Origin of the sequence: Ralstonia sp. 25mfcol4.1 (assembly GCF_900104095.1) — a bacterium.
Taxonomy (GTDB): domain Bacteria; phylum Pseudomonadota; class Gammaproteobacteria; order Burkholderiales; family Burkholderiaceae; genus Cupriavidus.
This window is the reverse complement of sequence record NZ_FNJO01000024.1, coordinates 37,729-50,336: the sequence shown is the minus strand read 5'-3', so window position 1 is coordinate 50,336 and position 12,608 is coordinate 37,729. Positions and strand designations below refer to the sequence as shown.

11 protein-coding genes and 1 pseudogene are annotated in these 12,608 nt (G+C 64.8%); 5 read left to right on the top strand and 7 right to left on the bottom strand.

The features are described from left to right. The 7 genes from BLQ58_RS27255 to BLQ58_RS27225 all read right to left on the bottom strand — a co-directional run. Positions 1-271, bottom strand: a 271-nt coding sequence (locus tag BLQ58_RS27255; RefSeq protein ID WP_139186183.1) for a helix-turn-helix domain-containing protein, incomplete at its 3' end; no start/stop codon positions are given. A 185-nt stretch (positions 272-456) separates the two neighbouring features. Continuing rightward, a complete protein-coding gene (locus tag BLQ58_RS27250) occupies positions 457-726 on the bottom strand; it encodes a hypothetical protein (protein ID WP_092603494.1) in 270 nt (89 codons plus the stop codon). 172 nt (positions 727-898) lie between these two features. Next, a complete protein-coding gene (gene rfbC, locus BLQ58_RS27245) occupies positions 899-1,450 on the bottom strand; it encodes a dTDP-4-dehydrorhamnose 3,5-epimerase (protein WP_092603492.1) in 552 nt (183 codons plus the stop codon). A gap of 9 nt (positions 1,451-1,459) precedes the next feature. Continuing rightward, a complete protein-coding gene (gene rfbD / locus BLQ58_RS27240) occupies positions 1,460-2,389 on the bottom strand; it encodes a dTDP-4-dehydrorhamnose reductase (RefSeq protein WP_092603490.1) in 930 nt (309 codons plus the stop codon). Next, positions 2,379-3,467, bottom strand: a complete 1,089-nt coding sequence (gene rfbB / locus BLQ58_RS27235) for a dTDP-glucose 4,6-dehydratase (protein ID WP_092603488.1) — start codon at positions 3,465-3,467, stop codon at positions 2,379-2,381. Before rfbB ends, rfbD begins: the two co-directional genes overlap by 11 nt. 18 nt (positions 3,468-3,485) lie before the next feature. Beyond that, a complete protein-coding gene (locus BLQ58_RS27230) occupies positions 3,486-4,289 on the bottom strand; it encodes a 2OG-Fe(II) oxygenase (protein WP_092603486.1) in 804 nt (267 codons plus the stop codon). Positions 4,290-4,301: 12 nt separating this feature from the next. Further along, a complete protein-coding gene (locus BLQ58_RS27225) occupies positions 4,302-5,333 on the bottom strand; it encodes a GlxA family transcriptional regulator (protein WP_092603484.1) in 1,032 nt (343 codons plus the stop codon). A 535-nt stretch (positions 5,334-5,868) separates the two neighbouring features. Here BLQ58_RS27225 and BLQ58_RS27220 point away from each other — a divergent pair. The 5 genes and pseudogenes from BLQ58_RS27220 to BLQ58_RS27200 all read left to right on the top strand — a co-directional run bounded on the left by BLQ58_RS27220 (position 5,869) and on the right by BLQ58_RS27200 (position 12,606). Further along, complete coding sequence (locus BLQ58_RS27220; protein ID WP_092603506.1) at positions 5,869-7,377, top strand: mannose-1-phosphate guanylyltransferase/mannose-6-phosphate isomerase; 1,509 nt, start codon at positions 5,869-5,871, stop codon at positions 7,375-7,377. 197 nt (positions 7,378-7,574) lie between these two features. Further along, positions 7,575-8,168, top strand: a pseudogene (locus tag BLQ58_RS27215) (sugar transferase); the annotation flags it as partial. A 73-nt stretch (positions 8,169-8,241) separates the two neighbouring features. Continuing rightward, positions 8,242-9,348, top strand: coding sequence for a polysaccharide biosynthesis/export family protein (locus tag BLQ58_RS27210; RefSeq protein ID WP_254776206.1), 1,107 nt, complete (start codon positions 8,242-8,244; stop codon positions 9,346-9,348). 28 nt (positions 9,349-9,376) lie between these two features. Beyond that, on the top strand, positions 9,377-11,578 hold the full coding sequence (locus BLQ58_RS27205; protein WP_092603478.1) for a GNVR domain-containing protein: 2,202 nt from the start codon (positions 9,377-9,379) through the stop codon (positions 11,576-11,578). 14 nt (positions 11,579-11,592) lie between these two features. Beyond that, positions 11,593-12,606: a glycosyltransferase family protein gene (locus BLQ58_RS27200; protein WP_092603476.1), complete on the top strand. Its 1,014-nt coding sequence runs from the start codon at positions 11,593-11,595 to the stop codon at positions 12,604-12,606. The last annotated feature ends 2 nt before the right edge of the window (positions 12,607-12,608 follow it).

Here is a 12,608-nt window from a genome sequence, read left to right as displayed (position 1 = left end):
GGACGTGGCGCACCACGCCCCACAGTACGCCATCAGGAGCGAGCTTGGCGACTGGACGGCTGGCCTTGAGGCGTTGCGTACGGCAGGCTTGCGCGCTCATTGCGACATAGCCGCCACGGGCGGTGGCATTGCGGCGAAGCTCCCGCATCAGTGTCGAAGGCGCGCGGCCAAGCCTGCGAGCCATGGCTCGCAGGCTGACATCTTCGGCCTTCCAAATCTCGATGCGCATGCGTTCTTCAGGTTGTAGTTGTTGGTACTTCGTTCTCGTCATTAATCACACCTTACCGAATGGCAAGGTGTTGCACTTCAAATTTGAGGCCGCCCCGGCAAGACTCGTCCCCGGCGCTGCGACCGTCGGGCGCGAGGTAACGTCGGCCGGGTCGGACACGCGGAGCACCCTCAGGCAAGTTCAGGCTGGCCGGCGAGGACTTGTCGCTGGATGCTCGTGCAAATGGGTTAATACTTGATCTCCCGTTTTTGCTGGCGGCCTTCCTGCTTTGTGTCGCGCTTGTCTTGCCTGCATTGGGAGTTACTCTTCTGGTTTTCCGCTCTGCAATCGACCTTCTCCGATCGCGCTTCCTGTTTGGCGGCTTGGTTAGCGTTCCTGCCTTGTTGTCGCTCCTGCGACTGATTGGTGGCCAGGGCCGCGCCCGATAGTGTCAGAAGTCCCGTGGCAGCCAGGATCGCCACCTCCAACCTCCAGCGTCCATTTCCTGATTCGGTCATTGTCTCGCTCCCCTGCAGTGAGTGGAAAGGGTGGTCTAAAGGACCGCTAGAACAATGACCCGATGGTGTCACGCGCCGATATGGCGTCAATTGGACCTTGTGCCTACAGCTGGCAAGGTCCTTTTACGCACATCGCGGTGTGACTGAGACGGCCGATTCCATACCAACATGGTCAGGCGAATACCTCCGCTTCGTCGAGGGTACGCCCGGCAGCGTCCTTGGCAGCCACCATCGGCGTGCCGGAAAGCGGCCATTCGATGGCCACACGCGCGTCGTTCCAATGCAGTGAGCGTTCGTGCTCCGGGTGCCAGGTGTCCGTGGTCTTGTAGAGGAATTCCGCGCAGTCCGACAGCACGAGAAACCCGTGCGCAAATCCTTCCGGAATCCATAGCTGGCGTTTGTTTTCGGCGGACAACACCTCGCCGACCCACTTGCCGAATGTTGGCGAACTGCTGCGGAGGTCCACGGCCACGTCAAATACCGCACCCGACACGACGCGCACCAGCTTGCCCTGGGGATGTCGAATCTGGTAGTGCAATCCGCGAAGCACGTTCCGGGCTGACCGGGAGTGATTGTCCTGCACGAAATTGCGCCTCAGCCCGGTTGCGGCTTCGAACTCGATTCCGTTGAAGCTTTCAAAGAAGAATCCTCGCTCGTCGCCAAACACCTTGGGTTCGACGATCAGCACATCAGGAATCCGGGTAGGAACAAGGTTCATGGTCATGGCGCACCTCTAGGAGGATGTCTCGGACAACATTTGCTTCATGACGAGGATTAATCCGTCTCGCCAGTGCGGTAGATGCAGGCCGAACGTCTCGCGCAGCTTCGTCGTGGCAAGCCGGGAATTCGCGGGGCGACGGGCAGGCAACGGATAGTCGGCTGCGCCGATCGGCTGGATGTTCCTGGGATCGACTTTGAGTACTACGCCGCGCTCGGCAGCCTGCCTCAGTACTTCCAGTGCATAGGCATGCCAGTTCGTGTCCCCGCCAGCGGCAAGGTGATAGAGGCCGGCCGGGAACTCAGCACGGTGGCCCAAGAGCCAGTGTCGGGCCACGATGTGCGCGGTGACGTCGGCCACAAGGCCGGCAGGTGTGGGCGCGCCAAACTGGTCCGACACGATGCGTAGCGTGTCGCGGTCACGACCGAGTTTCAGCATGGTTTTCGCGAAGTTGCTGCCATACGCGCCGAAGACCCAGCTGGTGCGCAAGACAAGCGACGTCGCCTTGGTTGCGAGCACCGCTTCTTCGCCGGCCAGCTTGCTTTCTCCGTAGACCGATAAAGGATTGGGTGCGTCCGATTCGGAATAGGGGCCATCCGCCGTGCCATCGAACACGTAGTCGGTGGAGTAGTGCACGAGCAGCGCGTCAAGAGCGCTGGCCTCCTCGGCGAGGATGCCGGGTGCATCACCATTGATGGCAAATGCAAGATCGGCGTTGTTTTCTGCCTTGTCGACTGCCGTATAGGCTGCGGCGTTGACGATAGCGCTGGGCACGATGTCCCGCACGAGATCGCGCAATCGGGCGGAGTTGGTCAGGTCGCATGCCGCGTGGTCTAGCGCGATCACGCGGCCGAGCGGGGCAAGGCTACGGCACAGTTCAAAGCCAATCTGGCCGTTGCAGCCCGTCACGAGCAGCGTGGGCACGCTGAGGTGGTCACGCGGCATATTGCGTCTCCACCCACTTGCGATACTCGCCCGACACGACGTCACGCACCCATGGCTGGTGGTTGAGGTACCAGGCGACTGTTTTGGCCAAGCCGGTTTCGAAGGTTTCGGCGGGGCGCCAGCCCAGTTCGCTTTCGAGCTTGCGGGCATCGATGGCGTAGCGGCGGTCGTGGCCGGGCCGGTCCTTCACGAAACGGATCAGGTCGCGATAGGAGCCGGTGGTGCGAGGCTGCAGCGCATCGAGCTGGTCGCATAGCGCGTGGACGACTTCCAGATTCGTTTTCTCGTTCCAGCCGCCCACGTTGTAGGTGTCGCCAACGCGCCCGCGCGCAAGCACTTCGCGGATCGCGGCGCAGTGGTCGCCGACATAGAGCCAGTCGCGCACGTTTGCGCCATCGCCGTACACCGGCAGCGGCTGTCCGGCCAGCGCGCTTGCGATCACCAGCGGCACCAGTTTTTCCGGAAACTGGTACGGGCCATAGTTGTTCGAGCAGTTTGTCGTCAGGACGGGCAAGCCATAGGTGTGGTGCCAGGCGCGAACAAGATGATCGGAAGCGGCCTTCGACGCGGAGTAGGGGCTGTTCGGTGCGTAGCGGGTGGTCTCCGAGAACGGCGCGTCAGCGGGCGCCAAGGAGCCGAACACCTCGTCGGTGGAGACGTGCAGGAAGCGGAAGGCCGCCTGTTCGGCGTCGGGCAGCCCGCACCAATAGCCGCGCACCGCTTCCAGCAGCGTATAGGTGCCGCCGATATTGGTATCGATAAAGGCCGCCGGCCCCCGGATGGACCGGTCGACATGGCTTTCCGCCGCAAAGTGGATGACCGCGCGCGGGCGGTACCGGGCAAGCAGGCTGTCCATCGCCGCCCGATCGCCGATGTCGGCCTGGACGAAGATATGGCGTGCGTCGCCATCGAGTTCGTCCAGACTGTGCCGGTTTCCGGCGTAGGTGAGCTTGTCGACGTTGATGACGCGGTCGGGCTCGGCGGGATGGCCAGGATGGGCGGGCGGACGCCGCAGCCAGTCGAGCACGAAGTTCGCGCCGATGAAGCCGGCCCCGCCGGTGACGAGTATGGATGACATGTGATCCCCTGGCGCCGGTCAGCGGCCCACGATGCGGCGCGCCAGGGCCTTGGCGTAAGGTGGGGTAATTCCGGTCAGGATGTCACGGGCCGTCAGCGGAAAACGGGCGCCGGGCGCCGCCTGGAAGCGCGTCGTGTGAACGTCTGCCACCTCGTCCTCGGGGCGGCCGTTCGAATAGTAGTAGAGCGCGATCGAACGCCGCGAGACGCCTTGCGGGCAGGCCAGCGGCACGGGGTGGCCGTGCCAGGAACATTCGTTCGTATTGAAGACGACCAGCCGGTTGCCGATGGGCGCGATCTTCTGCACGCAATGCTGCACGCTCTCGTCCCACAGTTGCAGGTGGCCGGCCCAGCTATCCTCCCAGGTGTCGTTCAGGTAGAGCAGTACGTTCACCCGTCGGTCGAGCTTCCATTCAAGGTGATAGTTGTAGTCGATATGCAGGCCCAGATGGCCGCCGGGCAGCGTCTGGTGCAGCCCGCCGCCATGCAGGTGAGGATCGGGCACCAGCCCGCGCACGCCGGTCAGCGTCTCCAGGAACCGGATGAAGCCAGGGCCGTTCAGTTCGACGATCAGGGCGCGCAGCGCAGGCGGAATGGCATAGAAGTCCTGGATCTGGAGCTTGAGGTTTTCGGCAGCCGACTGATACTTGAACCAGATGCCTTCCTTCCGGCTCGGGAACGCGTCGCTGGCCTCGCGGTAGATGTCCGGGTCGAGGAAGTCGTCGATACAGGCATGCGGAAAGGGCGGGGCGGATTTGTACGGCTCGGCGAGTTCGTGCGCCATCCAGTCGAGTTTGGCCAGGTCAAGCAGTTCGTTACGCATGCTCAGCACTCCTCAGGTTGCGGTGGGATCCGACCCAGGGCTCGCCGGCCCCTGGTTCCGATACTCGGTGGGCGACAATGCAAACCGCTTGCGGAAGATCTTGCCGAGCCGGTCGCCGTTGCCCATGCCGCAGCGGCGGGCAACCTTGTCCACCGGCAGCGTTGTCTTGACCAGCAACTGGCAAATCATGTCGAGCCGCGTCTGCAACAGGTATTCCGACGGCGTCATGCCCATCGTGAACTTGAAGCGGCGCAGGTAATTGCGCTCGCTCATCGCGGCAAAGCGCGCGGCGTCGGCCACCGAGATGGGCTCCATGTAATGCTCGGCGATCCAGCGCGCCGAAGCCAGGATCTTGTTTGCCGTGGCGGTCGAGAGGTCTGGCGTGTCGTCGGTGTCGTAGGGCTCGATCTCGGGCATCGTCTCGCGGCGCGGATCGAGTTGCCTGGCAACCTCGTCGGCTACCTCGGGGCCCAGGTCTGCCTCGATCTGGGCGAGTGCCATGTCGATGGCCGACGGCATGATTTCCGGCGCATGGTCTGCGCCGCCCCGGCACCAGAAGACCGACGCGGCAGCCCCGGCACCCCCTTCCTGGCCGCTAGCCGCCTCGGCACGCGACACCCGTGGCGACTGCAGTTCGCGGCCCCACGTGCTGCGCTCCAGCGCCGACGCACTGACTTCCATGATGGCGCTGGTCACACGGGCATCGCGCTCGCTTGCTGGCTCGCGCTCGCTGCAGGCGATGAACACGGCGCCAAAGCCTCGCTGGCCCGCCGCATCGAGACCCTGGGTCCAGATACGCACCGACGACGAGCACGCGATATTGCCGCCGCGATACGACAGCAATGACAACTGGTAGAACGGGCGGCCGCTGCGTTGCAGTTCAAGCTCGTTGGCCACGCGGAAAGCCTCGGCAATGATGCCCGCCGTCAGGAGCGAGCATCCGTCGAACAACAGCAGACCAATGCGTTGCGTGTGGGTATGTCTGGCGATGGGAATAGGCCCCGGGGGCCGAGTCGGCACAGGCATCTCGACAAGGTGATCCATGGCGTGTCCACCCCTTGCGAAGGCGATTCGAAGGCGAATCTATTGCATTGCATCATATCCAACTTGCCGCGATGCACAATGGGGCGTGTCTGATTTTTCCGTGATGTTGGCTGATTGACGCGGGTGCCATTGAAAATGAATGAAAAAATGCGGCATACGCCGCAACACGATTATCAGATATGAATCAGTTTTAGTAATTGTTACGCCACGTCGGATCGTCCCGGCATGTGGATATGATAAAAATATCATGAAAATCAGAGGCTTCACTACCGTTGTGCAACGCTGTTGAAGCTCGGCCGCATTGCAGGGCATTCGCGCACCGGCGAAGGGAATCGTGCACGCATATATGCAAGACGGCGTGATGACATAATGCGCTTGTATCACCGGAAATACGTTTTAAAGCCGGTTTTTAAGTCGCATCGGTCAAATCTTCTGCATTATCGGCCATCGGGCAATTCGCGCATTCTTGCGCATCTATGCTTCGGTGCAGCAAAGCGGTTTCATGCCGTACGCGCTGCCCGAACAGGAGCCCAGGATGCCTATCACTGCCCCCGCCGATCTCCCTTCCCATGCCGCCGTCACCTCCGGCGACGTCCAGAGCGCGCTGCGGATCCGCCCCGTGGTACTGGCAGGAGGCTCGGGTACACGGCTTTGGCCGCTGTCCCGCAAGCACTATCCGAAACAGTTGATCGATGTGATCGGGCGCGACTCGCTGCTGCAGTCCACGGTGCGGCGCATGGCGGTGTTGCGCGACGGTCGCCACGCCGACGCCGCTGCGATCATCGTGTGCGGCGAGCCGCATCGGTTCATGACGGCGCAGCAGCTTGCCGCGTCCGGCACAGAGGCACAGATCGTGGTCGAGCCGGCCGGGCGCAACACGGCGCCGGCCCTGACACTGGCTGCGCTGCTGGCGACGGCGCAGGGTGAAGACGGCATCCTCGTTGTCATGCCAGCCGACCACGTCATCGCCGATACGGAGGCTTTCGGCTACGCCATTGCGCATGCCGCCCGGTTTGCCGAGCAGGGCGCCATCGTGACGCTTGGCGTGCCGCCCACCCGCGCGGATACCGGCTACGGCTACATCCGAATCGGCACGGCGCTGGGCGACGTGGCGCGCACCATCGACAGCTTTGTGGAAAAGCCTGCCTCCGAGCTTGCGCAGCAGTACGTGGCGTCTGGCGAGTACTGGTGGAACAGCGGCATCTTCGTCGTACGCGCCAGCACCTGGCTGGCGACGCTGCAGCGCCTGCAGCCCGACATGCATGCGGCGTGCGCCCGTGCGTTCGGGCAGGGTCGTCAGGACGGCCCGTACTTCCACCCGGACGCCACCGCGTTCGCGGCAATCCCTTCAGACTCGATCGACTACGCCGTCATGGAGCACGTGGCGCGCACCGACGGCGTGCAAGGCGTGGTGGTGCCGTTGGTGGCGGGCTGGTCGGACCTGGGCTCGTGGGACGCGGTATGGGATGCCATCGACAAGGACGGCGACGGCAATGCCGCGCGCGGCCGCGTGATGTACGAAGGGGCTACCTCGTGCTATGTGCACGCCGACGGCCGGCTGGTGGCGTGCGTAGGCACCACGAACCTGATCGTCGTGGAAACGCCCGATGCCGTGCTGGTCGTGGACCGTTCGCAGGTGCAGGGCGTCAAGGGGCTGGTGGAACGGCTTGCCAGGCAGCAGGGCAGCGAGGCCGAGAACCATCGCAAAGTGCAGCGGCCATGGGGCTGCTACGACTCGCTCGATCAGGGCGAGCGCTTTCAGGTCAAGCACATCGTCGTGCACCCCGGGGCATCGCTGTCGCTGCAGCTACACCACCACCGCGCCGAACACTGGACCGTGGTGCGGGGCACGGCGCGCGTCACGCGTGGCGAAGAGCAGTTCCTGCTGAGCGAAAACGAGTCGACCTATATCCCGATTGGCGTCACGCACCGTCTGGAAAACCCCGGGAAGCTGCCGCTCGAAGTCATCGAGGTGCAATCGGGCGCCTACCTCGGCGAGGACGACATCGTCCGCATCGCCGATACCTACGGGCGCTGCGCCTGAACATCGCGTCATCGTCCACCCCTTGGCTTACGGGAGAAGGCGCCATGCGCTTCATCAAATCACTGCTTGCCAGATCGGGCATCCTGCCCACGCGCTTTACCGCCGCATCGTCGGCCTTGTCGCCGGGCCTGGCCGGTAGCTTCGCACCGTCGCACGACGCCGGCCAGCGTTACGCCGGCGCTTACGGCCATGCCGCCAAGCGTGCGTTCGATGTTGGCGCGGCGCTGGTGCTGTTGCTCCTGCTGTCGCCGCTGATGCTGACCGTGGCCCTGCTCGTGATGCGCGACGGCGGTCCGTGCGTGTTCGGTCATACCCGGGTCGGGATGGATGGCCGCAAATTTCGTTGCCTGAAGTTCCGCTCGATGGTGCGCAATGCCGATGCGGTGCTCAAGGAACTGCTCGCCAGTGATCCGGCGGCACGCGCGGAATGGGAGAAGGATTTCAAGCTGCGCAACGACGTGCGGGTTACGGCGCTGGGGCGCTTTATCCGCAAGACCAGTATCGACGAGTTGCCGCAGCTATGGAACGTGGTGCGCGGCGACATGAGCCTGGTCGGGCCGCGTCCGGTGGTGGAAAAGGAGCTGGAACGCTACGGCGAGTCGGTGTCCTACTACCTGCGCGTGCTGCCCGGCATCACCGGGCTCTGGCAGGTCAGCGGACGCAACGATGCCGATTACGACAAGCGTGTGACGCTGGATGTCGCCTACGTCCGCAACTGGACCTTTGCTGGCGATATCGTGATCCTGTTCAAGACAATCGGCGTGGTGATCCATGGTCGTGGCGCATACTGACCTGCCCTGGCGCAAGCGCCTGGCTGCCGTCCTGCTCTGGGGGGTGGTACTGCACTTCCTGGGCGGCTGCGCCATGGCACCGGGCATGACTTTCAAGGCCACCGCGTCGGCGCCGCAGCCGGGCCAGGAAGCGTCGCAGCCAGCCGCGACGGTAACCAGTCTGCCGCCGATGCAGGGCGTGCAGTCTGTGTCGCGCGACAGTCTGGTCGAGATCGACAGCGCGCTGCTCGCGTCGCAGCGGGCGGCGCAACCCGATGGCGTGGCACCCGAGGTGCGCGCGCTATTCGACAAGCCGCGTCCTTACGTGCTGGGTCCAGGCGATGTGCTCAGCATCGTGGTCTGGGGGCATCCCGAACTGAACCTGCCTGCGCTGCAGGTGACGAGCGGCGTCGATACGTCGGGGTCGAATGCCGTGGTCACGGGATACACCGTCGACGCGCGCGGCAATGTTCAGTACGCCTTTGTCGGCATGGTGCCGGTTGCCGGCCTGACCGAGGCCGAAGCGCGCGAGCGCCTCACGCAGCGGCTGGCCGAGTATGTGCGAAATCCACAGGTGACGCTGCGCATCCAGGCGTATCGCAGCAAGCGCGTGTACATGGACGGCGCCGTGCAGCAGGCCGGCCTGCAGATCATCAACGACGTGCCGATGACGTTGCCCGAGGCCATCAACCGCGCCGGCGGGTTCAGCGCGGCGGCGGACCGGTCCTGGATTGCCGTCACGCGCGGCGAGCAAACGGCGCGCGTGAGTTTGCCCGATCTGATCGCGAAAGGCGCGAATCCGTCTGACATCCTGCTGCGCGATGGCGACCTCGTGCGCGTCTATGCCGCGACCGACAGCAAGGTCTATGTGATTGGCGAGGTGGCACGCAACGCCGCGCTGACGATGAACAACGGCAAGTTGAGCCTGAACCAGGCGCTGGGCGACGCGGGCGGCGTGAGCCAGTACTCGGGCGATGCGCAGCAGGTGTATGTGGTGCGCGGCAACGGCGGCACGCAGCCCCGTGTCTTCCATCTGGATGCCAGCACGCCTTCGGCGATGGCGCTGGCCGACGGGTTTGCGCTGCAGGCAAACGACGTGGTGTTCGTCGACACGTCATCGCTCGTGCGCTGGAGCCGGGTGGTCAACCTGCTCCTGCCGACCGCGCAGACCGCGACCGCAAGCCGGGCCCTGGCGCCGTAGGCCTTGCGAATTCCTGGAGACATTCGTCATGAACACCTCGTACCTGGCAAATCCGGCATATGACCCTGCGCCACGCCCGGCGGTGCGTGCCATGAACCCGCTGACGACGCTGGCGGCAAGCCGGTGGCTGATCGTGTGCACGACATCGGCCTGCCTGCTGGCCGGGATCGCCTATGCCGTGTTCACGCGCCCGGTCTACCGCTCGGACATGCTGATCCAGGTAGAGCCAAGCACCATCGAGAACCGTTCCACGTCGGGGGACCCGAAGCTTACGCCCGAGATCAAGCCCGACACGACGTCCGAGATCCAGGTCCTCAGTTCGCGCATGGTGGTGTCGCGTGCGGTGGATGCGCTCCGACTCCATCTCGACGTCACGCCGCGCTACCTGCCGGTGATCGGCTGGTGGCTGGCCGAGCGTGCCGAGGGCTATTCCCGCCCGATCGGCGGGCACGTCTATGGTAAGGAACGTATCGACGTCACTACGTTTGACGTGCCCGCGGCCTATCAGGGCCAGCCATTCACGCTCACGCTGGGCGAGCACGGTGCCTTCACCCTCGAGCTGTCCTCGACGTTCGGCGGCCCGGTGGTGTCGCTGCAAGGCCGCGTCGGCATACTGCTGCGCGCCGACACGCCGCGCGGGCCGCTGGCGCTGCTGGTACGCACTGCGGATGGGCAGGCCGGCGCCAGCTTCACGCTGAAACGCTATTCCGAGACCGCGACCACTGAATGGCTGCAGAAAACGCTGGCCATTGGCGAACGGGGCAAGCAGTCGAACATCATCGGCGTATCGCTGGACAGCGTCGATCCGGTCCAGGCTTCGCGCATCCTCAACGAAATTGGCCGGGAATATGTCGACCAGAACGTGCGCCGCCGCTCCGAGGAAGCGGACAAGTCGATCCGATTCCTGGACGAGCAGTTGCCGCAACTGAAAAAGCAGCTCGGGGAATCCGAAAGCCGCTACAACGCCTTTCGCGCCCAGCAGGGTACCGTCGATACCAGCCAGGAGGCCCGGGCGCTGCTGCAGCAAAGCGTGGAGGCAGAGACCCGGCTCGTGGACCTGCGTCAGAAGCGCCAGGAACTGCTGACGCAGTACACCGAGAAGCACCCGGCATTGCAGGCCATCGACGGACAGTTGCGCGAGGCGCAGGCCGCGTTTTCCGTCGTACAGGGACGGACGCGCCAGTTGCCGCTGATCGAACAGAAGGTGCTGCAACTGCAGCGCGACATGCAGGTGGACACGGAGTTGTACACGAACCGGCTGAACGCGCGCCAGCAACTGACGCTGGTGCGGGCCGGCAAGGTGGCGAACGTGCGGCTCATCGACCCGGCCACCCCGCCCGAGACACCGATCAAGCCCCGGCGCGGCGTGGCCGTGGCGGGGTCACTGCTGACGGGACTGCTCGTGGGCATCCTGCTGGCGATGGTGCGTCGCCGTATCGTGGGCACGGTGCAGGATCGCGAGGAGATCGAGATTGCCACGGGCATTCCCGTCTATGCGACGGTGCCGCGCAGCCGCCTGACCGGTCCGCTGGGCACGGCGCGGAGCCATCTGCGCGGCGGCCACGCGCAACTGCCCGACGCGGCCATTGAAAGCCTGCGCGCGGTGCGGACCACCCTGCATTTTGCGCTAAGCGACGCGCCCAACCGAGTGGTGCTGATCACGGGACCCACCGCGGGGGTGGGCAAGTCGTTCGTCGCGGCGAACCTGGCGACACTGGCCGGCGCGTCGAAGCGGCGTGTGCTGCTGATCGATGCCGACCTGCGTAATGGCGTGCTGCACAAGCGTTTCCGGGTCGATCGCGGACCGGGCTTGGCCGAAGTGCTCGCCGGCACCTGCGAGGCCGGCGTCGCGATCCGGCGTGACGTGGCGCATGGCCTGGACTTCCTGTCGACAGGCGCGCTTACGGCGGGCCCAAGCGAATTGCTGCTGCAGCCCGAGTTGTCTGCACTGGTCCAGCGGGTGGCAGCGCAATACGACATGGTGGTGCTCGACGGCCCGCCGCTGCTGCCGGTGGCCGATGCGCTGGTCCTGGGACGCCTTGCCGGCACGGTGTTCATGGTGGCGCGCCACCGGGTGACCACGGTCGAACAGATCGATGAAAGCACGCGGCGACTGGCCCAGGCGAGTGTCGCGGTACGCGGGGTGATCTTCAACGACTTCACCGGCACGCTCCATCGCTACAGCTACGCCTACGGCGCGACCGAAGGTCATCCCGGCACGCCAGCCTGATACGGAGAACCGCCATGGCGCACCTGCACCACAAGCGCATCACGCTGGTAACCGTCACCTACGGCGACCGCCTGCACTACTGCGCCGAACTGCTGCGGCGCAGCTTCGAGCACGAAGGCGTGTCGCACGCCATTGTCGTCAGCAACAACGCCACTGCTGATCTCTCACCGCTGGAGGCCGCCTGGGGCAAGCGCGTCACGATCGTGCGGCTCGCCGCCAACACGGGATCGGCCAACGGCTATGCGGTGGGCATCGCGCAGGCGCTGGAACGCGATACCACCGACTACATCTGGCTGATGGATGACGACAATGCACCGTGCGAGGGCGCGCTCGACGTGCTCTGCCATCAGCTGGACGTGCTCACGCGCAAGCACGGCCGTCGCCGCGCGGCGGTGCTCGGGTTCCGTCCCGATCACCAGGGCGACATCGCGGCGGGCGTGCCGGCGGGCCTGGCGATGCCGCCGCGCTCGAGCTACTTCGGCTTTCACGTGGGGCGCATCCCATACAAGATCTGGCGGCGTACGCCGTGGGGCAGACCACGACCCGACGCGATTCCAGAGGTGGTGCATCTGCCGTTCGCGCCGTACGGGGGGCTGCTGGGACATCGCGAGATGTATGTGGATCTGGGGCTGCCGGTGCCCGAGCTGGTGCTGTACGCCGACGATACGGAGTACACGTGGCGGCTGACGGCGCGTGGCGGATGCATTGCGTTGGTAACGGCCGCGCGGCTCGAAGACCTGGAAGGCTCCTGGAACGTCAAGCGCAACTGGAAAAACCACTTCGAATGCATGTTGCTGAGCGGTTCGGATTTTCGCGCCTACTACAGCAGCCGCAACCAGGCGTGGTTCGACCGCAACCACTGGTCCACGTCCGGACTGATGTACCGGCTCAACCGCTTCGTGTTCCTGCGACTGCTGCGCCTGTATGGCAAGCGCCGCAACGCCGGCGCGCGGCTGCGGCTGCTGGAGCGCGCAATTGCGGATGGCGAGGCCAGCCGGCTCGGCTTCCACGCCGACTACTCGCTGTAGCG